We start from the raw sequence: 23772 nt of genomic DNA on the forward strand, positions 1-23772 counted from the left end.
GGCATTAAGGTGGCAAGTCCAAGAGTGCCGACGATGAGTGCGCCGAACAGCGCTTTTAAATTCAGCCTTGGCATCCGATCGAGCTCAAGGATATCCTGGCTCACCCAGCCTCTTCGACGTCCATATCAAGTCGCTTGGCGAGAGCGGCTACCTTGTTCGTAAAGTCGTCCACCATCGCTTGAACCTGCGCGTCGATCTGTTCGATTTCATTCGGCGATTGAGCGCTTCGCAATGCGATCGCGCCGATGCTCAGCAAAGTCCGCTGCATGAGGTTTATGTGCTGAAACAAGCCCGCTATATCATCGACCGTTGCCGGTGTGTCGCCCTTACGAAACTTCGTCACCATCTCCCCCGCTGCTTCCTGTGTGCTTGCTGTGAAATAGTCTCAGACTTGGCAAATGCCCGAACATCCTCGCCAGATCGGGCCTGCCCTATGCCGCCCCATGATTAGCGCGGCGCGCAGTCGGTAAGAGGTTTGGCGATGATCGTCAAGGTGGGTGCAGTGGAGGATGGTGGTCAGCCACAAGAGGAGGGCTCGCCACTCGATACACAGGCGAGCCCTCCATGCGACACAGTGGTTCGCCAGGTCGCATGTTGCGGCACCGACCTAATCACATCGGATGAAAAGAGTCCTTTGAAATCGTTGGTACGGTTGCAGACAAACGTACTACGAAAGCCGAATCGCCTCCTACCGGCATTGGGAACCAAAACCTTCCCCTGCGCGTTCAGTGCGCACATTTCACAAGAGGGTAGCTATGGACACCAATCTCGCCATCGCAGCATTTGCCGCAACACTTTCGTTCGTCTTTATGGTGTGGGCAATCGGCCGTACCTACTGACCAGTAAACGAAAAGCCCCGGTAAAGCGAACTGACAAAGGGAGCTCGCCAGCATCCCCAAAACGCACGGCCGTTGTTTTCGTCTACCGGATTCAAGGTATTCTCTGCCTTGATCATAAGCCCCAGTGTTTGATAAACCAGACCTTTACCAGATGGGCCAACGCCGCGTAGGTCACCAGCATCACCACGAGCATTGGCCAATATAGTAGCGGCAGAGGCGCGAAGCCCAGGGCCGACCCCGCCCAGGTGAAGGGGAGAACGATGCCCAAGGTACTTATGACAAGCGAGGTCGTAATCAGTGTCGCGCTGGCACGGCTCTCGATGAAGGGGACGCGGGCTGTCCTGATGATGTGAATGATTAGTGTTTGGGTCAGCAGAGACTCCACAAACCAACCTGTCTGGAACAGCGACGGATTATTCCAGGCGTTGAAAATGAATAGCATCATGCCGTAGGTGGCATAGTCGAAAATAGAGCTGATCGGCCCTACGAAAATCATAAATTTGAAGATGTTGCTGATTTCCCAACGCCGAGGACTGGCAAGGTAGTCTTCATCAACGTTGTCCGTCGGGATCGCCGTTTGTGAGAAATCATAAAGCAAATTGTTGGTCAGTACCTGGATTGGGGCCATCGGCAGAAACGGCAGAAAGATGCTTGCGCCGAGGACACTCAACATGTTTCCGAAGTTCGAGCTCGCGCCCATCTTGATGTATTTGGTGATGTTGGCGAAGGTGCGCCGTCCCTCAATCACTGCGGATTGCAGAACGAGAAGGTTCTTTTCCAGCAAGATGACGTCGGCCGACTCTTTCGCGATGTCGACTGCGGTATCGACGGAAATGCCGACGTCAGCGGCCTTGAGAGCCGGGCTATCATTGATCCCGTCGCCTAGGAACCCGACGACATGACCGTTCCGGTGAAGTGCTGTAATGACCCGCTCCTTCTGGGCTGGGGTCAACTTGGCGAAGACGTCAGTCTGCTCGGCAGCAACTGCAAGTTCTTTGTCCTGCATGACGGCGATCTGACTGCCCAGTATGATCCGTCCCGGCTTGATCTGCACTTCCGAACAGACCTTTCGGGTGACGATGTCGTTGTCGCCGGTCAGGATCTTCACGGTAACACCTCGCGACTTAAGCGCCGCGATAGCCTGACGCGCCGACTCTTTCGGTGGATCGAGAAAGGCGACGTAGCCTAGAAGGGTGAGTTCGCTTTCGTCTGCGAGGCCATAGTCCTGTTTGTTACCGTCGAACTCTCTGAATGCGACCGCGACGACGCGGAAACCGTCCGCATTCAGGGCCTCGGTCTCCGCCTTGGCTGTTTCGAAATGACCAGGGTCTAGGGGGCCGGTCTCGGCTCCCAGCGAGTACCGTGTGCAGACCGCAAAAATCTCCTCTACCGCGCCCTTGCAAATGAGCAAATGGCGCCCGTCCGGGCGGATGACGACAACCGACATTCGGCGCCGGGAGAAGTCGAACGGCAACTCGTCGACCTTGATATAGTTCTCGGTTCTGAGTTCGCCATGGAGCTGCACATGGGCCAGCACGGCCTCGTCGAGCAGGTTGCGTAGACCCGACTGAAAATGGCTGTTAAGGAACGCGTACCGCAAGACGTCGTCGGATTCGTCGCCGCGAATATCAAGGTGACGTTTCAGAATGATACGGTCCTGTGTCAGCGTACCGGTCTTGTCGGTGCATAAAACGTCCATCGCCCCGATGTTCTGGATGGCGTTCAGCCGTTTGATGATTACTTTCTGCTTCGACATTGCGATCGCGCTTTTTGCAAGGTTCACCGTGACGATCATGGGAAGCATTTCGGGCGTCAACCCAACTGCCACGGCGACCGCAAACAACAAAGCTTCAAGCCAATCGTGCTTGGTGAGCCCGTTGATGAGGAACACGGCGGGCCCCATTACAAGGATAAAGCAGATCATCAGCCATGTGAATCGCGCCACGCCCCTGTCAAACGCCGTTGGTAACTGTTTGCCAGCCAGGTCATGCGCAAGTTGGCCGAAGAAAGTCGATGGACCAGTCCGAATAATAACGCCGGTGCCAAAGCCCGAAACGACGTTGGCCCCCATAAAGCAAAGGTTGGATAAGTCAAACGGGTCTGCTTCAACGGTGCATTCGGCGTCCGAAAACTTTTCTGCTGGCATCGCTTCACCGGTGAGTGCTGATTGATTGACGAACAGGTCCTTCGTCTCGAGCAGCCGCAAGTCCGCAGGAATCATGTCTCCAGCAGACAAGCGAACGATGTCCCCTGGTACGAGCGTCTCCAGTGGCACGTCTGCGAAAGAACTGCCTTCCGGTAATGGGATGCGTCTGACGCTCGCACGTGTGTGTACCATCGCGCGCAAGCGGGCCGCAGCTTCATTGGATCTATGCTCTTGGACAAAAGCTGTTGCGACTGCGAGCGCGACCATGACCATGACCACCATGGCGGCACGGACATCGCCGAGGAAGTAGGAAACGATGCAGAGCGTCAACAGCAGCCCGTTTAGCGGGTTCCTTAAAAGGCCCCAAATTTCCTCGACAAGGCTGGTACGCTGTTCCTTGCTAACGATATTGGGACCGAATTGACGCAGCCGTTCGCCAGCTTCGTCGGCCGATAGACCCGTTGGTGCCGAGAGCATCCGCTCATAACAGGCGGGCGGCGTCAGGCCAGCAATTAAGGCGAGGTCGCTGTCAGTCGCCGCTATCAGAGCCTTCGGCGAACGTGCAAACACTTCTTCGCGCGTCTTCTCATTTCGAGCCAGCTTAGTCTCAGTGTCCATTTCTCATGTCCCAGCTTTAGGCGGACCCCGCTTGGCGGGCTTCTCAGAAAAAGAGAATTACGGCGCGGGCTGATACCGCAGCAAGCCAATCGGCTGCTCTAGATGACGCAACAAGGTTGCCATGACACCAACTTCATGCCGTGACCCCATGCGGTCGGCGAGAAAGGTCACGGAACGACTTCGGTAGGCCTCCCATGCCCGTTGAATGCACGTTTAAAGCTCGACCCAGAAGCCACACTTATGGGACGTCTTAAGGGATACTTCCACGGTCGTCATGGTCAGTTTCTGATGATCACAATCGTCTTTTCGGTAGCGGCATGGCGCTTCAAGTGTAATTTTGATTTCGCTAGGAACTACTGCATTGATGCGTGTCAAAGACTACAGAATACTTCTGCCAATTGGCCTGCGCCACGCGAAGTGAGGCACGGACCCCCTAACGAAACGAACTGCCCCTCGCTTCAGGATGAGGAGATGGATGATGAGCATGATTTCGGCGCATCCTGCATTGTCGCGAACGATGCAGGGCGAGGATATGCTTTAGGCAGATGAGGTGGTGCCAATGTTGCGGCTTCAAGAGCTAGGCTGTGCTCGCAACACTGTCCGGCGGTGCGGGAGGGTGGAGCGGTGCCACTCAAAAAGCCGGTTCGCTGCACTGCTTTCGATGGCTTGGATGACTGGCTGCGCGAAAGCTTCTTTCGGCACCACGGCAATGCCGATGTGATCCGACAGGAGCTGGCCAGCGAGCAAGGAATGATCATCGGTTTGCGCTCTGTCGAGCTTTGGGTGCGGGAATGGCGGCACGAATTTAAAGTGCAGAAGCGGGCAACAGTCCGGTTTGAGAGCTGCTCTGTTTCCGGCTCGGACAAGATGGCGAGAGAGGCACCGGCGAAGGAGCCGCCCGGGGTTCGCAAAGCCGAAAATTGGTACCACGACCAAGGCTACCGGCTTGTGTAGCAGGTGCTCAAGATGATGGAGCGGTGATTCCTGATGAGTGGCCTCCGGCGTGCCTGGAGTAACCTTCAGCGGGATGGTAAGCGCAATAAGAACGCCGGCAAGTGTCGCGTGGATGCCGGAGAGGAACACAAGAAGCCACAGCACTGCGCCAAGCGCGATGTACGGCCATAGCATCACGACCCTCGATCTGTTCAGGCCGTACAGGACACCAAGCACGATGGCGGCGGCTGCGAGGGCCAGAAGGTTGAGCTTGGACGTGTAGAATAGGGCGATAACCACTACGGCGCCAAGGTCGTCGATGATCGCGAGCGCTGCGAGGAAGATCATCAACGACGCCGGCACGCGCGGGCCGAAAAGCGAGAGGATACCCAGAGCGAACGCGATGTCGGTCGCGGTCGGAATAGCCCATCCGCGCAGAGCTGCTGGGTTTTCCCAGTTGAAGCCGACATAGAACAAGGCGGAGAAGATCATGCCGCCGAGCGCAGCCGCGCCGGGTAGGATCCTGCGGCTCCAGGACGAGAGCTCGCCGTCCAGCATCTCGCGCTTGATCTTGAGCCCGACAAGCAGGAAGAACAGCGCCATCGAGGCGTCATTTATCCAATGCTGTAGGCTGAGCCGCCCGATATAGACGTGCAGAGCTTGAAAGTAGTCCTCGGCATGGCGAATTGGCCGTCACGATGGCGGCAAGTGCCACAGCCATGAGGACAAGACCGCCAGAAGCCTCGTTGTCGAGGAAGTGGCGAAGGGTGGACCTGATACGGCCCGTAGGAATAGGCGACGACATAGGTCAGCGCTCCCTTGTGGAAGGTTGATCGTAGTCTCCGTCAATTTCGGGAAAGCCCGCGGCGCACGCAGCACACGCCATTGGGACTAGAAATACGGATGCCAGGCTTGTCCAGCAAAAAGCAGATCCCGACGCCGCGCGTGACTGAAGTTGTCGGGTCATCCAGGCGTCCCGAGGGGGCCGTTCAGCCGCAGCGATCGACGGCACGCCGAAGCCTGCCGTGAATCTCGTCTGTCCTTGCCCGCTGCCGACAGAGGTCAATCATTCTTAAGTTCGGCCATGATTTGGTTGTATCAGTCTCTGGAGTGATCGTGTCTGCGTTCGATTGTGTGCTACTTTGCTTCATTCGTCGTTTGTTGCCCATGCGCCCAGCGATGAGTGTCAGGTTGCCCAGGCCAGGGACCATGAGCCTGGCCAAACTTGCATGCTTACGATGTGGTGCCGAACAGAACCTGGATCTCCGCCGGGCCACGCGGGCTTGCTCAACTTGTGCGTGGGGGCGGGAGCGAAGACAATTTCGGCCCTGCGCCGGGCGTTGCAACGCACCATCCCGAGGCGCCAGCCAGGGTATGCTAAACGACAAGACGGGCAGAAGCGACGTGGCGATCGCATTGATCATCGGCATTTTTCGTCGCCAGCATCAGACCCGGGACGATCAGGAACCCCCGCCGATCCGGAAGAAGTCGGAAGCGGCGCCCGCGGCGAACGCCACGGCTGCAGTGACGAGACACATTCTCAGATAGTCCGGGCGGTGTTAGGTTGAGCCGGGCTCCCTGGGTTTGAGCATTAGCGCACCGACGACGCCCATCAGGATCCCGAACATGAAGATCGACTTGCCGAGGCTAGAGCCGGCCAGCGCGCCAAGAACGCCGAGCGTGAAGCCGTCGATCAAGTCGGAGCTGACGGCCGCGGGAACTGAACCACTCATGTCATTCTGCTCCACGCTCTGTCGTAGACTGTCATCCCGATCAGCATGGCGACGACGAACAGCGCTGTCTGTGGGATGCCAACCGACAGGGAGGCGACCGCAGGGCCGGGGCAGAAGCCGCCGATCCCCCAGCCGAGACCGAAGAGTGCCGAACCGATGACCAGTGGCGCGTCGATCCTTCGGTTCGTGGGCACGTGGAAGCTGTCGTCGAAGGCGGGATGACGCATCTTTTTCATCACCTGTACGCCGACGAAGGCGATGGCGACGGCGCCGCCGAGGACGAAGGCGAGACTTGGATCCCAGTTGCCGAAGACGTCGAGGAAGCCCTGGACTCGAACAGGGTTCAGCATGCCGGAAAGCGACAGGCCCAAACCGAAGACGATGCCTGAGGCAAGAGCTGCGCCGACCTGATAGATGTTTCCGGTCATAGTCCGATACCTCGAAGAACCGTGACGGCGATTACGCCCGTGGATAGGAATGTGGCGACCGCCACCATCGATCGCGGCGACAGGCGGGCAAGCCCGAGAACGCCGTGCCCGCTGGTGCATCCAGCGCCCATGCGCGAACCGAAGCCGACGAGCAGCCCGGCAACGATGATCAGCGGCCAACCAGCTGTGATCACGACGGTCGGCCAACCGCCGACCACCAGCCGATAGACGAGCGGCCCGACCGGGAGGCCAAGCACGAAGGCGAGATTGGTGGTCAGTCCGATGCCTTGGGCCAGACGCCCTACAATGCCGCTAATGCCGGCGATCCGGCCGTTCAGAAGCAAGAGCATGACCGCGGATGCGCCGATCAGCATGCCGCCGGCCAACGATTGGAGATATGGGGTCATGTCTCTTCCTTCGCGCAGAAGATATCGTAAAGGGCGCCGACGAGCTGGGCCGCTTTCTCCTCCGTCAGGCGGTAGAAGATCTGCTTTCCGTCGCGCCGGGTTTCGACGATCCCGGAGTTCCGCAGCACCGTCAGATATTGGGAAAGATGCGGCTGATGGATGTCGAGCTTTTCTTCGAGTTCGCTGACCGAGAACTCGCCCGCGACCAGCGTGCACACGATCATCAGGCGCGCCTGATGCGACAACGTCTTCAGGAGACTTGCGACCTCTCCGGCCCGGCCGGCCATCTCTTCGGGGGAGAGGCCTGCCTTCGCTGCAGCTTTCGATACGGTACTCATTCCCATGCGGCTCCCTGCAATGCGTCGAGCGGAAACTTGAGGTAGCGTTTGCCATTGGCTTCCGGCTCCGGCAGACGTCCACCCCGGATATTCACCTGCAGCGCATGCAGGATCAGTTTCGGCATCGGCAGCGTCTTGTCGCGCTTCGTCCGCAGCGCCACGAACTGCACCTCACTTACGCTGGCAAGATGCTCGTTGGACTTCTTCTGCTCGGCGATCGTGCTCTCCCAACGCGGAGCACGACCGCCCGGCTGGTAGTCGTGTCCCGTGAAGATGCGGGTCTCGTCCGGGAGGGCGAGGATGTCCTGGATCGACTTCCAAAGGATGCGGGCGTCGCCACCCGGAAAGTCGGCGCGCGCCGTGCCGCTGTCGGGCATGAACAGCGTGTCATGAACGAAGGCTGCGTCTCCGACCACGTAGGTGATCGAGGCGAGCGTATGTCCGGGCGAGAACATCACCTTGGCGTCGATCGAACCGACCTTGAACGTCTCGCCGTGTGCGAACAGCCGGTCCCACTGTGAGCCGTCTGCGACAAGCTCTGGCCAGTTGTAGATGCCCTTCCAGAGCGTCTGCACATCCACGACGCGTTCGCCGATCGCGGTTCTGGCACCAGTCTTCCCCTTGAGGTATTGAGCCGCTGAGAAATGGTCTGCATGCGGATGGGTGTCGAGGATCCACTCGACCGTCAGGCCATTCTCCATGATATAGTCGAGGATCGCGTCGGCATTGATGGTCGCGGTGGCGCCGGACTTCTCGTCGAAATCGAGCACCGGATCGATAATGGCGCATTTGCCTGTCGCTGGATCGGACACGACATATTGGACGCTACAGGTGCGTTTGTCGAAGAAGCCTTTCACCTGCGCGCAGCGTGCCGCGTGCTGCTTGAGCCAGGCCGCAGCGGCGCTAGTGTCGAAGCCGTGGGCACGGCCAAACTCGACGACGTCTTCGGCAGCCATCCGCCCGTCCAGAACCTTGCCGATCGAATACAGGCTGAGGGATCTCGTGCCGGATTTGCAATGGGCGAACACCTGGCCGTCGGACCCGTCGAGCACCTTCTGGAACGAGCGCACGTCGGCTTCGGTGATGGTGCCGAGCGTGACCGGAACGAAGGAGTAGGAGAGGCCGCAATGTTCGGCCGCCTGGCGTTCGGCGTCCGTTCCCGGCTGAGCGGCGTCCTCTCCGTCGGGACGGTTGTTGATGAGCGTCGTAAATCCCAGTTCACGCAGGGAGCGGATGTCATCGACGCTCGGCTGCGGCGAAACCGATAGCTTGTCGGAGATTTTAGCGATCGACATGTCTGGCTCCACGTTCGCTTAACAATATATAAAATAATCGCGACGGTAGTCGGGCGACGGACTATCCACCTATCGACGCAGAACTTCCAATTCGCTTTACGAACCGCCGCTCTACCAAGTGGCAGGTAATCTTTCTCTGGTTTGGCTTGTTGCCCTCAATCAGGAGCGGGCGGCTGCAGGCAGCAGCTCGCCTCGCGAAAACTAGCATTCCTTATGTATCAAAGCACCAATACGTGGACGCATTGCGACCTCCCGCATGATACTTGTTCCGGCGGCTCAGCCGAGGCGATCCCATCTGGCTTGCCGGGACATGTACTTTCCAAAGGCTGCTTATCCGAGCCACTGGTTGCCCCAAATTCAAGGCCTATCGCCCCATATCAATGCGACATAAGGAAAGACAATATCGCAAAGCCCGTGTTTGGATAGCGCCGGTCTCGTGGGAGCAATGGCGTGCGTGAGGCTGCTCCCTCGAGCCGGCAATGAAGCTTGGAGGTCAGCCCTTGTAACTTCCTTGATCAAGCGGCAATGAGGTCACATTTTGTCGGGTCGTGCCGTCGGAGGACGCCGGCGCGATCTGTTTCGCGGGATCTTTTGGCACCTCAGGCCGAACACGCAACGCCCGCAGCGCATTCAAAATGACGGCAATATCGATTGCTTCCTGGAGGATGGCGCCCTGCACAGGCGTTAGATAACCGAACGCCGCCGCGACCATGCCGACGATGGACAATCCGATGCCCGCCGCGACGCTCTCCAAAGCAATGCGGCGTGAGCTTCGGGCAATTTTGATCCCGCTTCCAAGGCGGTCGATCTTGTCGACCAGCAGCACGACGTCAGCTGCCTTGGCAGACGCCGAGGCCCCCCGAGCTCCCATGGCCACGCCGACATCGGCGGCAGCGAGCGCGGGGGCATCGTTAACTCCATCGCCAACCATCATGACAGGGCCGCTCTTGCGTTCGGTTAGTACAAGCATAACCTTTTGATCTGGGGACAGCCCGGCGCGAATCTCATCGAGACCAAGCCCCTCTGTGACACGTTTGGCAACCTCCACCCGGTCTCCAGTCGCAAGGAGAACGCGCTTGATGCCCTGACGGCGCAATTCAAGGAGTGTTGACGCGGCATCTTCACGTAAGGGATCCGCCATGACAAGATGGGCTGCCAGGCAATCATCGACGGCCACCGCGGCAAGGACGGAACCTGACGCCAGGACCGGATGTCCGACAGGTTGCGGCCTCACATAGCTGCCGACGAAGTCGTTCCCTCCCACGGTGACCTTGTGGCCATCGACGATACCCCTGACGCCTTCGCCAGGGAATTCTGCCGCTTCGACCGGTATGGACAATTCCAGTCCTCTTGCCTCGGCCGCTGCCACAATGGCTAGCGCGACAGGATGCTTCGAAGCCTGATCGAGGGATGCGGCAAGTCGAAGTATCTCATCTTCCAACATGTCAGTGTGTCTGTCGATCGCGACAATCTGTGGCCGTCCATCCGTCAGCGTACCAGTCTTGTCGAGAATAAGCGTCTGAATGCCTGACATCGCTTCAAGAGGCTTCGCCCCTTTGATCAGCACGCCGTAATGCGCCGCCCGCGAAAGACCGGCCACGAGCGCAACCGGAACGGCTAGAATCAAAGGACAAGGCGTTGCTACTACCAGCACCGCTACGGCGCGAATCGGATCGTTCGTGAACCACCAGGCTGCTAAGGCGAGTGCGATGGTGATACCAAGAAATCCCAGCGACCAGCGGTCTGCAAGTCGCGACATAGGGGCCTTTGACTGCTGCGCTTCTTCAACCAGACGGACAATACCTGCATAGGTACTCTCCTTTGCTGGTCTCGTGGCGATCAGGTCGAACGCGTCTCCCGCATTTGTCGAACCACTCATGGCCTCAGAGCCCACGGCAAGCAGCACGGGTAGAGACTCGCCCGTAAGTGCAGATGTGTCAACAAAGGCGGTGGTCGATGCTACGGTGCCGTCTACAGGGACTGCGTCGCCCTGTCGGATAAGAAGCCTGTCGCCCGCGACTATCGCGTCCAGCGGGACATCCTCAAGTTGGCCATTGCGATGTCTCGTCGCACTACGGGGAACACGTGACATAAGTTCACGCATCTCGCGACGGGCGCGACCCTCCGCAAAGCTCTCGAGGAAGGTGCCGCCGGCGTACATCACTGCCACGATCGCGGCGGCTAGGCACTCGCCAAAGGCGAGCGCGACTGACATTGACAGTGCCGCAACGATATCTAGGCCAACTTCTCCGCGCCAGAGATCATGAATGATCTCAAAAACAAGGGCCATAAAGATCGGCAGTACACCTACTGTCCAGACCACCCATGCAAAATCTGGCCAGCCCGAGAGGTTGAGCATAAGTCCGCCAATCAGCCCCGCCGTCGCGATGACCAAAAGGACCAATTTCGTTCGAACACGACTGACAACGGCCATGAGCCTCGCCCTTGCTGCCACGATTAAACTCTTGCATGACTAGAAGCGGAGTGACCTCGAGATATGGCCTTGGCTGGAGCGTCGCTCAGGTATGCAATGCAGAATAAGGCGGAGCGATATCTGCGTATTTGAGGAATTTCACGCGTGCATTCCTTACTCCAAGCTCAAGGGGATTTCATTATAGAGACACCGCTTTTGCCAGATGTCTTTGACGCCGGTCAAAGTCTAGGCGACAATCGACGCATTACGCAGATGCAGCGAACTGCATCCTGCTGCCTCCCTGGCGCTTGAGACTTTCCACGCTCATCGTTGAGAACCCCACACAAACGGATTTAATCAAAAGCATCGGTTCGCGGCCGATCTGTTCGCTGAATAGCCGGCTTCTTCAAGGCTCTGGCGAGCTCCGACTGCATCATTTGCGGCAGGTCAATGACAATAGTGCGTGATCCGGCGAATTCGAAAGTTGGCATGGAGGCACGATCATGGGGACCACCGAAGGAAAAGCAACGTCAAAGCTCGTACAGGAACCGGAGCCGTATAGCGCCAATGCCATGCCGCGTCGGCTCTCGGAGTTTATCTGGATGATGGGAGGCGGCCACCAGGCACTGCTCGTGCTTCTTTCGGTCCTTCTCTTTGCCGTTGGCATCCTTCCGCTGGAAGTCCAAAGACGTATAATCAACGGCGCCACCAAAGACGCCGGCTTCAACTCAGTTATGGTCTTGGTTCTTATTTATCTCGCGCTCGTTCTCGGCGAGGGCGGGATCAAGCTGATCTTGAACGTTTATCGCGGGTGGATTAGCGAAATATCAGTTCGTTGGCTGCGACTAGCGGTCATTAATGCCAGAGAGCACGATCGAGATTCCACGGTAGCTCTCGCCGAGGGCGTCGAAATGTCCATTGTTCTCGCAGAAGCTGATCCAGTCGGCGGGTTTGTTGGAACGAGTATTTCTGAGCCCATTTTGCAAGCGGGCGTTCTCTTTGCTGTCGGCAGTTACATGATCTATCTGCAGCCATTCCTTGCGCTGGTCGTCATTGCTGTGTTTTTTCCCCAGGCGATCTTAGTCCCGATCCTTCAGGGAAAGATAAATCAACGTGTAAAAACGAAGGTCACCGTGACGAGGCATCTGAGCGAGGAGATGGTGGATCACGCGTCGCAAAGAGCGCCGCTTCACCGGGTCGCGCGCGTTCAGCGCCTTTTCGCGACCAATATGAGCATCTATCGGCTGAAGTACACGTTGAATTTCTTAATGAACTTACTCTTTCACCTCGGATATGCTGGGATTTTTGGCCTTGGAGGCTATTATGTCATCAAGGGACGCATCGAGATCGGAACGGTGGTTGCATTCATCGCAGGACTGAACAAAGTATCTGATCCGTGGGGCGCTCTGGTAGACTGGTATCGCGATCTGCGTGCAACTCAGGTGAAGTATGAACTAATCCGCGACGCGAATGTTGCCGCCTTGCGGGGAGAGTGACGGTTCAAAAAGACCGTACTTGCGCAGTCCACGCGTGAACGACCGAGCGGCACCCATTGGCCTGGGATTTCTGCTCCGACACGTGATAAGGGTGCGACAATGGGCGCGAATATTGCAAGCCGCGACTAGCGAGAGTTTCGAAACTTCTACTTCACTCGGTCGCCTTTGTCGCGCTTCCAGTCCGTGCCCAGATATGACGCTGCCTGCGATCGCCGTTGAAGAAAGAACTCATAAACGTACCGTCTTTGACGCGCTCGGGCCTGGCACAGGAAGCGTCATCCCGGCTCATGTTCGCGACGGGCGATGCCAACGATCGTCGCGTCCGAACACCAGAGTTTTGCCATCGCAGATGTCGCCACAGTCGCTATGTCTTCCTTCGTCGGCGGAGGGCAGGAAGCAGTGATTGTTTGAGTTGATACCGGTCTCTTCACCACCGGAAATGTCTCATCGACTACGGCCGCTCGCTGACGTAGAACATGCTTCCACATGAGACCATCAGCAGGGATGAGGCTGCCAGCGGAGAGGCGCGTCGCGGGATAAGACTTGGCTTCGCATAGAAACCCCGTGTCATGGCGCTAAGGTTCGCCAACACTGTCTTGTTTGAGACCAGTAGGGCTGGGATCGGGTCGCTGTCGCATGTCCGCCCACGTCTCCGAAACTAGGGCGCGCCGCTGGCATCGATCCTTCACGTTGAAAAATCCGAGCTACTGAGTGAGCGTGCGACGCGAAGTATCGTTCCCGCAGCAGAGATCGTCGATCCTGCCTCCTTCGGCAGCTCACTCCTATTGATCGACGAGTGCCTCAAGGCGCTGTCCGCAGCGATTTTCTAAGGATACTAAGGTCTGATGCTAATCCCGGAGGGACGCGTATTGCGCTCGCGCGGCCGTGATCTGCGGGCATAAGCAAGCTTGTCGAGGCGCTAGCCTCATAAATCCAACTTCCGCCCGCTTTGTGTCCGGCTTCGCGACTGCAGAGCAAGTCGTTACCAGGTGTGATACGTTAATGCGCAAGAAACATCGGTACACGGCTGTCCTCGATCATACTGCGCGTCACCCCTCCGAACAGCGACTCCTGCCAGCGTGGGTGATTGTAGGCTCCCATCACAATGAGGTCAGCATTGACATCTCTGGCATGCTGCAAAAGGACTTCGTCGGACCTTGCTCCACCGCTCGCGACCCTGTCGACCTGAACCTTGACCCCGTGGCGGCTCAGGAAAGTCGCGATGTCCGCGCCCGGCTCTTCGCCGTTAATGCCGAAGCGTGCCACCGGATCGACCATTGTCACATATACACATTCTGCCGACTTCAAAAGATCCAGGGCCTGTCTTGCCGCACGGGAGGCTTCGTCGCTTGAATCCCAGGCCAACAAAACCGACTTTGACGTGGGTGACATCGGGACCGCGCCACGATTGATGATGATCGGCGTTGGCGTTTGAAACAGCGCGCCGTCGATTATCCGTTTCCGCAGATCCTCGTCTCGCGCAGACTGTCGACCGACAAGGACGACATCCGCATAAAGGGCTCGGTCAGCGACGTCCTCGCTGGCGAAGGCGTATTCTGTGTAGATGTCCTGCACCTCATAGGATAGCCCGGTTCTTGAAAGCTGCGCCTTGATGTCATCGGCTCTCTTTCCGAGTTCATCAATCTCTTTTTGTCGCTCGTCCAGCCATATCGTGGAGAGCGAGCTGTATTCCCCAACCATCATGGGAGGGCTGCTGACATAGATCAAGATTGCTGTCAGGTGGGCTCCGCAAGCGTCGGCGAAGTCAACAGCTGCCTTCAGGTCTTCATCGTGGTTTTGCGCGCTCAGGATGCTCAATATAGTCCGGATTGCCATTTCGATCACCTCTCTCGATTGATCTGTCGAGCTTATCGTTGGCGAACCATCTGTCTTTGATCTCCGTCAAGCGCTCAGCGCCGCTAGAGATGTTTGAGCGAGATCAATGCGGCGCGGGCGCCGGTTTGCGAGGTTCCGAACAAGCGTGCTTCCAATGGGAGAATGACATGGACCAGCAAAAGACGAGAACAATTCTTCAGGATCTGAAACGTGATCTCTTGCAGCGTGAACAAGCGATCTCAGCTGATCTTCACGTCGCGCTTGACGCCGACGGTGAGGAGCGAGCGACACAAGTGGAGAATGATGAAGTGTTATTGCAGATGCATGCCGAGGGGCGGGGGCAAATTACTTCGATCGACGCAGCCCTTGAACGCCTTGAAAACGGGACCTATGGCAACTGCTCGGTCTGTGGCGATCCGATATCTGGAGATCGCCTTGCGGCGGTCCCCTACACGCCATTCTGCATCAACTGCGCGGCTGCCCTGGCCAGGCGGTAGACCAGGCATGGTTCCGACAACGGCTCCAGAGGCCTCTCCCTTTACTTGGCCGAAGCGATGGGGATAGGCCTCTTGATGGTGACCATAGGATTTTATGGAGCTGGCTTGCCGTCTTCCCGGTCCACACCTGCAGGAAGCAACGGGAGTCGCAGCGTTTTCAGTGAGCGAGCAGGGTTGGCAGCGTCGTCCTCACCAGAAGATCCCGCGTGACACCCCCGAGAATGAACTCACGAAAACGAGAGTGTCCATACCCGCCGGCAACGAGCAGGTCGGCCCGCCCTTCGACCGCGGCTGCCTGAATAGCAGCAGTGGGGCTCTCTTCATAGGCTTGTACCGGTATGTCATCAACTTGGTAACCGGAATATCTCAGAGCCGAGATGAGCATCATTCGGTCTCCCTCATCAATCTCCTTGTCATCCGTGACGGATATAACCTGCAAGCGCGTCGCACGCTCCATGAAGATGCGCGCAGCACAAACTGCGCGGGCGGCCGCCACACTTCCATCCCAGGCAATTGCAACCGTGTCAAAGCGACTGCTGACGCTCGTGGCGGGAAAGAGGACAATTGGATGCCCAGTCTCGAACAACAACGTTTCGGAGAGCTGGCGCGAGAGTTCCGAGGCCTCGACAATCGAGAGATCGTGAGCTCTGCCGATCCGGGCGAACCTTTCGAAGACGAACGGCTCCCTGGCCTCAAAATCGTGGACCCGGACCGTGACCCCGCTTTCGGAGTGGGCATCGGCAAGGTGTTCTTTGAGCGCGGTTGCACTGTTGAGGCTGAAGCTCTCAGCTTGCGCACGCCAGGTGTCGATATCGATTGCTGTCGGAAAGGGCGGCGATATCCGCGGTACGCGAACCTGAGGAATACTGGCAACGAGTTCCGCCCCGTTGTGGCGCGCCAGATCAAGTGCGTTGTCTACAACCGTAAAGGATCCTGCGTCGGGATAGGTCGGTAATGGCAAATGGAACTGCGGCTTCATGCTGGCCTCCAAACTTTCTCTCTCGACACCATGGCTTAAACTGCACGCGGTGCATTGCGCTTGATCAAGGCGCGTGCGCCCTTAAAACATAAAATGCAGCTTTTACGACAGGAGGCCCGCATGACGATAAAGCTGACGGAGATTAACCCGGCCGAGTGTTACCGCATTCTGGAAGGTGAGCGCTTCGGGCATCTAGGCTGCTGCAAGGATGGCCAGCCCTATGTGGCAGCGATCTATTTCGCCTTCTCGAAAGGGAAGGCCTACAGTTTCACAATGCCGGGAAAGAAACTGGAATGGATGCGTTCCAACGACAAGGTTTGCCTGCATGTTGAGCATCGAGGATCAGGGAGTGACTGGATAAGTGTCGTGGCCGAGGGCCGCTTTGAGGAGCTTCCCGATACTGAAGCCTGGCAGGGTGAGAGGCTGCATGCCTGGTCACTCCTGCAGAAACACTCGGATTGGTGGGAAATCGGCGCTATGAAACCCTATGAGATGCCGATCATCGGAAAATCACCTCACGTCTTCTACGGCATCGCGGTGACGGCAGTTTCCGGAAGGAGTGCCAGCAAGCTGGACTAAATCTGTCAGCTGGAGCAGGTCAAGATCCGCCCAAGCTCACGTTCCCGGGCGCAGGACGAGAACCGAGCAGGGTGCGCGTTGTATCACGTGATCGACGACCGAACCAAATATGTGTTCGAGCACGTCATCGCGATGAGCGCCGATGACGACGAGGTCCGCACCGACGTCTTTTGCGACTGAAACGATTACGTCAGAAGGATTGCCCGCGCGAACGCGGATGAATGCCTGTTGACCCGCTTCGTGCAGGAGTTCGGTTAACCTGTTTTCGGTATCAGCGATAACACCGACAGCCCATCCGTCGGGCGAACGAACGGACGAGGAGGGTAGACCTTCGACCGCATGGACGAGATATAGGTTCCCGTTCGGGGCAAGCATCTGATGGCTTGCTTCGATGAGTTTTTCCATTCGGGCTCTGGGGCCGCGCCCTATTGCGCAGACGATACTTTTGAACATTCAGAATATATCCTTTCCTGACAGGCCAACGAACTCTGTTGTGAGCCCATCTTCATGCGCTTCCTTTAAAAGCCGATCAGCGCTCATGACATCGAGACAGATACTGCCATTGAACGACAATCTGAGCGGGCAACAGAAACGGTCCCTCACCCATGTCATGCCATGCAGCGTCACCGCACTTACTTCCCAGCGCTCCTCATCAAGACGATCGAGAACCAGATCTGGGACCGGCTGATGCGCCATACCCCTTTTACAGCCACCATCCGTCAGTGGCGAGTGTGCCAATCCGCGATCGTTCATGTCAGGGTCCTCCACTGGACTTGAGTTTTTCGTGATCCCACGCCGCGCCTTGTCCGTCGTCCATCATACCGGTCAGACTCATACTGCCTTTGCGCTTCGTCAATGCGACGGGGCTAAACGAAGGTTCATCATGAATACACTTCGATAAGCTGGAAGGACGAAGATATGTCGGCGAGAGCCATGGTGATGGCGCTGATCTGCATCGCATGCGCGCCTTTGCGTTCAGAAGCGGGATCAGCCTTGACGCCGATGTTGAAGCGCGTGATGCCCGCGGTTGTGAGCATCGCAGTACAAGGCAAGGAAATCGACAACACAGATGCAACCTTGGCCGACCCCTTTTATCGAAAGTTCTTCGGCTTGCCCGATGACGCCCCTGGAAACGGCTTTCAGTCGGCGGGCTCGGGCGTGATCATCGACGCGGCCCGCGGCTATATCGTGACAAACCAGCACGTGGTGGAGAGCGCTGAGAAAATTGGAATCACGCTCTGGGATGGGCGCCACCTCGATGCGGACGTCGTCGGTTCAGACCCGGAGACTGATATCGCAGTCGTTCGCATCACTGCTGACCGACTTGTTCAGGCTGAATTCGGTAGTGCATCTTCTCTGCAGATCGGCGACACAGTCGTGGCAATTGGAAATCCCTTCGGCCTTGGTGAGACGGCCACGATGGGTATCGTCAGCGCGCTTGGTCGTCGGGCCTCGGGGTCGGAAGGCTACGAAGGCTACATCCAGACTGATGCTTCGACGAACCCGGGCAACTCCGGTGGCCCGCTCGTCGATGAGTACGGCCGGGTTGTCGGGCTCAATAGCGCAATAATTGGTCCGGCCGGGGGCAGTATCGGAATAGGCTTCGCCGTTCCCGCAGAAACGGTAGCAACCGTGATGCGACAGCTTATCGAGAGCGGAAAGATTGTCCGAGGCGAAGTCGGTCTTGTTACCCAGGACCTGACAGAAGATCTCGCAAAGGCATTCGGCGTGACATTTGGTCCTGGAGCGCTGATCAGCGAGGTGATATCTCATTCACCGGCCGCAGCTGCCGGCCTTCAGCCAGGTGACGTGATCAGGGCGGTCGATGGCAGATCGGTGCGCGATGGTTTTGACGTTCGCAGACTGGTCGGATCGATGCAGATGGGCAGCCGTCCGGCGTTCAAGATAGATCGGGCCGGAAGGACGCTTGAATTCTTTCCGACCGTTTCGGCAGCTGAACCCCAATCCGAGCCTGATGTATCGCTTAGCATAGATCGGGGACCTCTCGCAGGCGTTGAGGTTCAGGGCGCGGAAGGTTCAATCAAGGTCATCTCGGTACCGGAAGGATCTGTCGCGGCCGCCGCAGGTCTCCAGCCCGACGACTTGATAGTTGCGCTTAACCAGGTCGAAATGGCCGACCTAAGGCAGCTCACAACCTTCTTGCAGAGCGAGCGATCCCGCGTGCTGGTTACCATCAAACGGAGTGGCCATCGTCGCTTTGTAGCAGCTGACTTGCGGACGCAGTAGTTTCCGGCCTAGCGATTTCGATGGACAGAAATTGCCATTGACGGGGATCAAGGACTGTTGGACGCCGCATGACAGAATGCAATGTCTTAAACCGAAGGAGGTTGTCATGAACGACATTCAGCTGAGAAAGAACATTCTAGACGAACTGGAATTCGAGCCCAGTATCGACGCGGCCGACATCGGCGTCACGGCCGACAACGGTATAGTGACATTGTCCGGCCATGTTCGAACCTATGCCGAGAAGGAAGCCGCAGAAAAGGTCGTACGGCGTGTCAGGGGCGTTCGCGGCATTGCCGCCGAAATCGAGGTCCGAATTTTCGGAGCAAAGGAAACTGACGATGACGACATCGCTCGCAGAGCCGTCAAAATGCTTGATTGGAACGTTTCCGTTCCGAAGGACGCCGTACAGGTTCGGGTATTGAAGGGCTGGGTGACGCTCCGCGGCAAGGTCGAGTGGCAGTATCAGAAGAACGCGGCCTTCGATGCAGTGCGCGACCTAGCCGGGGTTGTCGGGGTCTCGAACCTTGTCGAGCTGACACCGAAGCTCAGTGCGGTCGATGTCAAGAAGCGCATCGAGGATGCTTTCGAGCGCGATGCTGAAGTTGAAGCCCAGGCGGTTAAAGTGGACGTGCAGGGCGGGAAGGTCACGCTTTCTGGAAGGGTCAAGACCTGGTCGCAGCGGCGCGCAGCAGAACGAGCCGCCTGGTCAGCGCCCGGGATCAGCACTCTCAACGACAATCTGACGGTAGGCTGAGCTGCCAGTGGGAAAGGGCGGGGGTGTCGCTCGGCTCCCGCCGGCAATTGTCGCCGACGCCTGTTTCGGTCCTGGCCGCCGTTCAAGCTTACATCGCAACAAAGGCATGAGAATAGTTGGGTCAGGGAATCTTGGCGAATGCTGGGCCGGAGATTTCATCGAAGCAACGGCTATCCTGACATCTCGTTGGAGTACCTGTCGGCCTGGCGGTCCAGCAAAGAGCGGATCCGAATAGTCATCTCCGACGCCGTATAAGGCTTTTTGAGCCACGCGGCTCCTGCTCCAGTCGTCCTTTCGGCGACGTGCGGCTCAGAAAAGCCCGAGGTTAGCAGGATCTTGACCTCGGGCCACTGCTCGCGAACCTTGCGCCAGAGTTGGTCGCTACTCATCCCAGACATAGCAACGTCGGTGAACACGAGGGATATGTCGTTGGCGTTCTCCAATACCTGCAGCGCTTCAATGACATTGCATGTTTCAATCACCTTATAGCCCAGCGCTAGTAGCCGATTAAGTGTGACCCGCCGCACCCGCTCATCGTTTTCAACGACAAGTATGGTCTCGGTGCCTCGAATGAGTTCCGGCTGGCGCAGGTGGGCACGAGCATGCTGGGGCCGGTCGACAGCCCGCGGCAAGAACAAATGGACTGTCGTTCCCTTGTTAGGCTCGCTGTATAGCTGGAGGTGTCCAGACGACTGCTTTGCAAACCCGTAGACCATGCTCAGTCCCAGGCCGGTTCCCGATCCGGTCGGTTTAGTCGTAAAGAACGGCTCGAAAGCATGTTCGAGGACGTCCGATGTCATGCCGTAACCCGTATCCGTAACGGAGATTAAAACATAGCCGCCCGCTTTTACGGATGGATACATACTAGCATAATCGGTATCGATCTCGACGCCGGAGATCTCGATGACGAGATGTCCACCGTCTGGCATTGCATCGCGCGCGTTGATCGCCAAGTTCAACACCGCGTTTTGCAGTTGCGCCTTGTCGGCTATGGCGCTAAGTTTTTCAGCAGGCACGATCGTTCGTAGCTCGATCTCGTCTCCGACTGCCTGATGCACGCGTTCGGAAAAGTCGCTCAGCAGAGATTTGATGTCGATCACCTTTGGTGCCAGTGGTTGTCGCCTGCCAAAGGCGAGGAGTTGCGCGGTAAGCCTCGCGCCGTCGTCGGCGGCAGACTGCGCCTCTCGAAGCAGCGCAAGTTGACCCGGCTCCCGGAGGCGCTCTTCCAACATTTCCAGATTGCCGCTGATGACCGCCAGGAGATTGTTGAAATCGTGAGCAAGGCCTCCAGTCAACTGTCCGACGGCCTCCATTTTCTGGGCCTGCCGCAGTTCATCTTCGATACGATTGCGGCTCGATAGATCCCTGATAAATCCGGTAAATATCCGCTTTTCGCCTCCCACAGCCTCGCCAACCGACAGTTCCATGGGGAATGTCTTGCCGCTTTTCGTCAAGCCGGCGACGACGCGGCCATAGCCTATAACGCGTCGCAATCCCGTGCGAAAATAGGCATCGAGGTACTGGTCGTGAGCATCTCTATCGGGCGGTGGCATCAGGACGGAGACGTTCGAGCCGACGATCTCGCTCGCAGCATAGCCGAACACCTGTTCGGCAGCCGTACTAAACGAAATAATCGCTCCCTTGTCGTCGATGACGATCATTGCATCGGGCACGGTCGCAAGGATCGATTGAAGATGCGCCTGCCTCTCGCATAACTCGTCCTGGACCTGCTGCATGTGCGTGACATCACTGTCTGCCTGGACGATCCGCGCTTGAGGATCGTCCAGGTCAAAAACAGTCCAACGTGTCAGAATCGAAAGTCGGGTGCTGTCCTTTCGCCGGTTTATGACCTGTCCAGCCCACGCACCAGTATTTCGCACCTCGCTGCGCAGGGCCTCCAAGCCAATAGGGAATTCGGTTTGAAGCAGATCGTGAACGACCTGTCCCGACGCCTCACGTGCCGTCCAGCCGTAGAGCCGCTCACTGCCCATCGTCCATCGTCTGACCACGCCGTCGAACCCATGGACAATCAGATTGGCGCTGTCGAACATGCGAACAATCTTGTCCAGATCCGTTTCACTAGAAGCGCCTTCCGGCATAGCGTCTCTCCCGAGCGACCTCGTCATCATCATCTGGCTCTTCATCGGCGGCACGCGCGAGAGCCGCTCGGCTGGCGACCTTGAATTGGTGCCTGTCGGCTGGCAACAGTACCCCCTTGCTCACGAGCCTCGTGAGCGTCCTCGACACCGTCTCTATGGTCATTCCCAGATGGTCGGCAATGTCGGCGCGAACCATGGGCAAGGCAAGAACGCCGCCGTCTCTGCCACCAGCCAGCTCGACCCGCTGCAGCAGGAAAGTGCACAGGCGTTGCTCCGCATTCTTGTGCGAAAGAAGAAGCATGTGATCCTGTGCGGCGGTGATTTCGTCGCGCAGATGCGACAGCAGGTGAACGCGAAATTCCGGCACGAGTTGCAGTTCTTCCTCAAGCAGACGCTTGCCGATGCGACTGAACGTGAGATCGTCGATAGCTTCAGCACTGAAGAGGTACTTGTTTCTGAATGACAGGCCGATCAAGTCGCCGGCTGCAAGGAAGCCCGTTATGATTCTGCGGCCGTCGGGCAGGAGCCGGCAGACACGAACGTTACCCGAGGCAATACGGAAAACCGATTTTGCGACATCGCCCTCGAAAAACAGTGTAGCGCCGGCCCTCGCTATTTCGGTCGGCTGCCTGAGAAAAAGCGGTGCGAAATCTGCCGCACCTTTCGATTGGAAATACGGGACTGGCGTACCGTGTGATAGCGCTAGCATGTCGTGGCTCCCAATGATTGGATTGGGAGGATTTGAGCGAATCTTGGTGACATCAGAATGCGCCACGCGTATAAATTAGTGCGATTTTGTAATATTTCGTAATAGCGAAGACTATTCGGATGGCAAACGGGGCCGACAAGCGCACTCGGATGCTCGTTGTAGACGACGATCCGAGAATACGAAACCTGCTCGCGCAGTATTTCGGCGGGGAGGGTTTCGATGTCGACACCGTTTCCGGAAGCTCTCAGATGCGCGAGAGCCTCGCTGTCTCTCCCTTCGATGTCATTCTGCTCGACCTTGTTCTACCGGGCGATACCGATGGTCTGCAGCTGGCGAGGGAGATACGCACCAGATCCGACGTGCCGATCATTATGCTTTCCGGACGTGACGACGTCATGGATCGAGTGGTCGGGCTGGAAATGGGCGCTGACGACTACATCGGGAAGCCCTTTCACCTCCGAGAGGTCCTCGCCCGGGTAAAGACTGTTCTAAGGCGTCGCGAACCCTTCGTCAGCAGCGAGCGATCGAAGACCGCCCCTCTGATCTTCGATGGATGGACGCTCGACGTCGATCGGAGAACCCTGCGAAACCCCGCGGGTATCGAGGTCCCCCTGTCGACGGGGGAATTTGAAATGCTTCACGTATTCCTCACTCACGCAGGCAGAGTCCTGTCGCGCGACCGTTTGATGGATCTTACGCGAGGTCGATCGCGCGACGGGTTTGACAGAACGATCGATGCCTTGATCGTGCGGATCCGCCGCAAGATCGAAATCGATCCAGCACAACCCAAATTGATAAAATCAGTTCGCGGGGTCGGATATGTCTTCACAGCAAAGCCGGTAACGGTTTCTGATCGACCCGTATCATGAGACCATGGTCCCAGCGGGAAAATCTCACCTCATCGTCCAGTTCGGCGCGATTGTTGGGAAGCACGTTCCAGATTCTGATGTAGTCGCATCCGGCTGACCGACGTCGCAACGACCGAAAAATCGCGTCTGCGATCGCGTCGTCATCTACCGCGCTGCCCACTATGAACATTGGCACGTCCAGCAGCCTGCCTGCGATCGCATGGGTTCCGATTCGATAGGTGGCGAGTCCCCGGATATAGCCAGCTCGATCTTCAAGCACGAGAATCGACCATCGACTTATATCCCTTACAAGCTGGGCCCACTGAGCCGGTGGAAAATCCGGCACAAGAATCTGCACCAGACCGAAGGCCTGGAATGCCAGCTGTTCATCCATTTTCCCGACGCGGTATGCCGAGGTCATTCGGCGATACTCCCCTTATACCGCGCCACTTTCGCACACCGCCACTAAGCTGCATTTGTGTTGATTTCCACTGAGAGCTGACCCGGCGTTTCCACCGAGAAGTGACCCGCCTTTAGGTATCGTTTGTATTGGTCGTAGTGGTCAAGTTCCTGCGTTT

The 23772-nt window shown here is 57.5% G+C and carries 20 protein-coding genes and 3 pseudogenes; 7 read left to right on the forward strand and 16 right to left on the reverse strand.

Going from position 1 to position 23772, the window contains the following annotated elements; genetic code table 11:
* Positions 1–100: 100 nt before the first annotated feature.
* Positions 101–346, reverse strand: coding sequence for a hypothetical protein (locus ACQZ5H_RS30550; protein ID WP_130284478.1), 246 nt, complete (start codon positions 344–346; stop codon positions 101–103).
* A 605-nt stretch (positions 347–951) separates the two neighbouring features.
* A complete protein-coding gene (gene mgtA / locus ACQZ5H_RS30555; RefSeq protein WP_449099989.1) occupies positions 952–3603 on the reverse strand; it encodes a magnesium-translocating P-type ATPase in 2652 nt (883 codons plus the stop codon).
* A gap of 475 nt (positions 3604–4078) precedes the next feature.
* Here mgtA and ACQZ5H_RS30560 point away from each other — a divergent pair.
* Positions 4079–4446, forward strand: a pseudogene (locus tag ACQZ5H_RS30560) (IS21 family transposase); the annotation flags it as partial.
* Positions 4447–4451: 5 nt separating this feature from the next.
* Here the strand turns inward: ACQZ5H_RS30560 and nhaA are convergent.
* The 7 genes and pseudogenes from nhaA to ACQZ5H_RS30595 all read right to left on the reverse strand — a co-directional run.
* Positions 4452–5341, reverse strand: a pseudogene (gene nhaA, locus ACQZ5H_RS30565) (Na+/H+ antiporter NhaA); the annotation flags it as partial.
* Positions 5342–5909: 568 nt separating this feature from the next.
* Positions 5910–6215: pseudogene (locus tag ACQZ5H_RS30570) on the reverse strand (TSUP family transporter); the annotation flags it as partial.
* A 50-nt stretch (positions 6216–6265) separates the two neighbouring features.
* Positions 6266–6697: a YeeE/YedE family protein gene (locus ACQZ5H_RS30575; protein ID WP_112720312.1), complete on the reverse strand. Its 432-nt coding sequence runs from the start codon at positions 6695–6697 to the stop codon at positions 6266–6268.
* Positions 6694–7104: a YeeE/YedE family protein gene (locus ACQZ5H_RS30580; RefSeq protein WP_130284474.1), complete on the reverse strand. Its 411-nt coding sequence runs from the start codon at positions 7102–7104 to the stop codon at positions 6694–6696. Before ACQZ5H_RS30580 ends, ACQZ5H_RS30575 begins: the two co-directional genes overlap by 4 nt.
* Positions 7101–7448 carry a sulfite-sensing transcriptional repressor BigR gene (gene bigR / locus ACQZ5H_RS30585; RefSeq protein ID WP_449099990.1) on the reverse strand — a complete coding sequence of 116 codons (348 nt, stop codon included), beginning with the start codon at positions 7446–7448 and terminating at the stop codon, positions 7101–7103. Before bigR ends, ACQZ5H_RS30580 begins: the two co-directional genes overlap by 4 nt.
* Positions 7439–8737 (reverse strand): bifunctional sulfur transferase/dioxygenase Blh, encoded by a 1299-nt coding sequence (gene blh / locus ACQZ5H_RS30590; protein ID WP_130284472.1) that lies wholly within the window; start codon positions 8735–8737, stop codon positions 7439–7441. Before blh ends, bigR begins: the two co-directional genes overlap by 10 nt.
* A gap of 493 nt (positions 8738–9230) precedes the next feature.
* Complete coding sequence (locus tag ACQZ5H_RS30595) at positions 9231–11171, reverse strand: heavy metal translocating P-type ATPase (protein ID WP_130284470.1); 1941 nt, start codon at positions 11169–11171, stop codon at positions 9231–9233.
* Between the two features lie 482 nt (positions 11172–11653).
* Here ACQZ5H_RS30595 and ACQZ5H_RS30600 point away from each other — a divergent pair, with 482 nt between their 5' ends.
* Positions 11654–12646 carry a 6TM ABC transporter family protein gene (locus ACQZ5H_RS30600; protein WP_449099991.1) on the forward strand — a complete coding sequence of 331 codons (993 nt, stop codon included), beginning with the start codon at positions 11654–11656 and terminating at the stop codon, positions 12644–12646.
* Between the two features lie 999 nt (positions 12647–13645).
* Here the strand turns inward: ACQZ5H_RS30600 and ACQZ5H_RS30605 are convergent.
* Positions 13646–14482 (reverse strand): universal stress protein, encoded by an 837-nt coding sequence (locus ACQZ5H_RS30605; protein WP_130284468.1) that lies wholly within the window; start codon positions 14480–14482, stop codon positions 13646–13648.
* 167 nt (positions 14483–14649) lie between these two features.
* Here ACQZ5H_RS30605 and ACQZ5H_RS30610 point away from each other — a divergent pair, with 167 nt between their 5' ends.
* Complete coding sequence (locus tag ACQZ5H_RS30610; RefSeq protein WP_130284466.1) at positions 14650–14979, forward strand: TraR/DksA family transcriptional regulator; 330 nt, start codon at positions 14650–14652, stop codon at positions 14977–14979.
* A gap of 157 nt (positions 14980–15136) precedes the next feature.
* Here ACQZ5H_RS30610 and ACQZ5H_RS30615 read toward each other — a convergent pair whose 3' ends face one another.
* Positions 15137–15958 carry a universal stress protein gene (locus ACQZ5H_RS30615; RefSeq protein WP_449099992.1) on the reverse strand — a complete coding sequence of 274 codons (822 nt, stop codon included), beginning with the start codon at positions 15956–15958 and terminating at the stop codon, positions 15137–15139.
* Between the two features lie 120 nt (positions 15959–16078).
* On the opposite strand from ACQZ5H_RS30615, the gene ACQZ5H_RS30620 reads away from it, so the two are divergent.
* Positions 16079–16537, forward strand: a complete 459-nt coding sequence (locus tag ACQZ5H_RS30620) for a pyridoxamine 5'-phosphate oxidase family protein (RefSeq protein WP_112720304.1) — start codon at positions 16079–16081, stop codon at positions 16535–16537.
* A 36-nt stretch (positions 16538–16573) separates the two neighbouring features.
* Here ACQZ5H_RS30620 and ACQZ5H_RS30625 read toward each other — a convergent pair whose 3' ends face one another.
* Together ACQZ5H_RS30625 and ACQZ5H_RS30630 are read right to left on the reverse strand one after the other, a co-directional pair.
* The gene (locus tag ACQZ5H_RS30625) at positions 16574–16990 is read right to left on the reverse strand and encodes a universal stress protein (RefSeq protein ID WP_148195203.1); all 417 of its coding nucleotides are present in this window, start codon (positions 16988–16990) and stop codon (positions 16574–16576) included.
* A complete protein-coding gene (locus ACQZ5H_RS30630; RefSeq protein ID WP_449099993.1) occupies positions 16991–17290 on the reverse strand; it encodes a hypothetical protein in 300 nt (99 codons plus the stop codon).
* 165 nt (positions 17291–17455) lie between these two features.
* Here ACQZ5H_RS30630 and ACQZ5H_RS30635 point away from each other — a divergent pair, with 165 nt between their 5' ends.
* Together ACQZ5H_RS30635 and ACQZ5H_RS30640 are read left to right on the forward strand one after the other, a co-directional pair.
* Positions 17456–18784 (forward strand): trypsin-like peptidase domain-containing protein, encoded by a 1329-nt coding sequence (locus ACQZ5H_RS30635; RefSeq protein ID WP_148195201.1) that lies wholly within the window; start codon positions 17456–17458, stop codon positions 18782–18784.
* 106 nt (positions 18785–18890) lie between these two features.
* The gene (locus ACQZ5H_RS30640; RefSeq protein WP_112720301.1) at positions 18891–19538 is read left to right on the forward strand and encodes a BON domain-containing protein; all 648 of its coding nucleotides are present in this window, start codon (positions 18891–18893) and stop codon (positions 19536–19538) included.
* 170 nt (positions 19539–19708) lie between these two features.
* On the opposite strand, the gene ACQZ5H_RS30645 is transcribed toward ACQZ5H_RS30640, so the two are convergent.
* Both ACQZ5H_RS30645 and ACQZ5H_RS30650 read right to left on the reverse strand, forming a co-directional pair.
* Positions 19709–21637 (reverse strand): PAS domain S-box protein, encoded by a 1929-nt coding sequence (locus ACQZ5H_RS30645; RefSeq protein WP_449099994.1) that lies wholly within the window; start codon positions 21635–21637, stop codon positions 19709–19711.
* Positions 21618–22346 carry a helix-turn-helix domain-containing protein gene (locus ACQZ5H_RS30650; protein WP_449099995.1) on the reverse strand — a complete coding sequence of 243 codons (729 nt, stop codon included), beginning with the start codon at positions 22344–22346 and terminating at the stop codon, positions 21618–21620. The genes ACQZ5H_RS30645 and ACQZ5H_RS30650 overlap by 20 nt, the downstream gene beginning before the upstream one ends.
* 119 nt (positions 22347–22465) lie before the next feature.
* Between ACQZ5H_RS30650 and ACQZ5H_RS30655 the strand changes: the two genes are divergently transcribed.
* On the forward strand, positions 22466–23215 hold the full coding sequence (locus tag ACQZ5H_RS30655) for a response regulator (protein WP_130284456.1): 750 nt from the start codon (positions 22466–22468) through the stop codon (positions 23213–23215).
* Here the strand turns inward: ACQZ5H_RS30655 and ACQZ5H_RS30660 are convergent.
* Entirely contained in the window at positions 23172–23615 is a 444-nt protein-coding gene (locus ACQZ5H_RS30660; protein ID WP_449099996.1) for a hypothetical protein, read from the reverse strand. The genes ACQZ5H_RS30655 and ACQZ5H_RS30660 overlap by 44 nt on opposite strands.
* Between the last annotated feature and the right edge of the window lie 157 nt (positions 23616–23772).

The organism is Rhizobium sp. 21-4511-3d, assembly GCF_053522545.1.

Bases quoted from the DNA above. Each gene is read 5' to 3' on its own strand.
- ACQZ5H_RS30630 (WP_449099993.1), bottom strand. From the start codon at position 17,290: ATGAACGATCGCGGATTGGCACACTCGCCACTGACGGATGGTGGCTGT.
- ACQZ5H_RS30595 (WP_130284470.1), bottom strand. From the start codon at position 11,171: ATGGCCGTTGTCAGTCGTGTTCGAACGAAATTGGTCCTTTTGGTCATC.
- ACQZ5H_RS30580 (WP_130284474.1), bottom strand. From the start codon at position 7,104: ATGACCCCATATCTCCAATCGTTGGCCGGCGGCATGCTGATCGGCGCA.
- ACQZ5H_RS30600 (WP_449099991.1), top strand. From the start codon at position 11,654: ATGGGGACCACCGAAGGAAAAGCAACGTCAAAGCTCGTACAGGAACCG.
- ACQZ5H_RS30575 (WP_112720312.1), bottom strand. From the start codon at position 6,697: ATGACCGGAAACATCTATCAGGTCGGCGCAGCTCTTGCCTCAGGCATC.
- ACQZ5H_RS30625 (WP_148195203.1), bottom strand. From the start codon at position 16,990: ATGTTCAAAAGTATCGTCTGCGCAATAGGGCGCGGCCCCAGAGCCCGA.
- mgtA (WP_449099989.1), bottom strand. From the start codon at position 3,603: ATGGACACTGAGACTAAGCTGGCTCGAAATGAGAAGACGCGCGAAGAA.
- ACQZ5H_RS30615 (WP_449099992.1), bottom strand. From the start codon at position 15,958: ATGAAGCCGCAGTTCCATTTGCCATTACCGACCTATCCCGACGCAGGA.
- ACQZ5H_RS30610 (WP_130284466.1), top strand. From the start codon at position 14,650: ATGGACCAGCAAAAGACGAGAACAATTCTTCAGGATCTGAAACGTGAT.
- ACQZ5H_RS30620 (WP_112720304.1), top strand. From the start codon at position 16,079: ATGACGATAAAGCTGACGGAGATTAACCCGGCCGAGTGTTACCGCATT.
- blh (WP_130284472.1), bottom strand. From the start codon at position 8,737: ATGTCGATCGCTAAAATCTCCGACAAGCTATCGGTTTCGCCGCAGCCG.
- ACQZ5H_RS30550 (WP_130284478.1), bottom strand. From the start codon at position 346: ATGGTGACGAAGTTTCGTAAGGGCGACACACCGGCAACGGTCGATGAT.
- ACQZ5H_RS30645 (WP_449099994.1), bottom strand. From the start codon at position 21,637: ATGCCGGAAGGCGCTTCTAGTGAAACGGATCTGGACAAGATTGTTCGC.
- ACQZ5H_RS30650 (WP_449099995.1), bottom strand. From the start codon at position 22,346: ATGCTAGCGCTATCACACGGTACGCCAGTCCCGTATTTCCAATCGAAA.
- ACQZ5H_RS30635 (WP_148195201.1), top strand. From the start codon at position 17,456: ATGTCGGCGAGAGCCATGGTGATGGCGCTGATCTGCATCGCATGCGCG.
- ACQZ5H_RS30655 (WP_130284456.1), top strand. From the start codon at position 22,466: ATGGCAAACGGGGCCGACAAGCGCACTCGGATGCTCGTTGTAGACGAC.
- ACQZ5H_RS30640 (WP_112720301.1), top strand. From the start codon at position 18,891: ATGAACGACATTCAGCTGAGAAAGAACATTCTAGACGAACTGGAATTC.
- bigR (WP_449099990.1), bottom strand. From the start codon at position 7,448: ATGGGAATGAGTACCGTATCGAAAGCTGCAGCGAAGGCAGGCCTCTCC.
- ACQZ5H_RS30605 (WP_130284468.1), bottom strand. From the start codon at position 14,482: ATGGCAATCCGGACTATATTGAGCATCCTGAGCGCGCAAAACCACGAT.
- ACQZ5H_RS30660 (WP_449099996.1), bottom strand. From the start codon at position 23,615: ATGACCTCGGCATACCGCGTCGGGAAAATGGATGAACAGCTGGCATTC.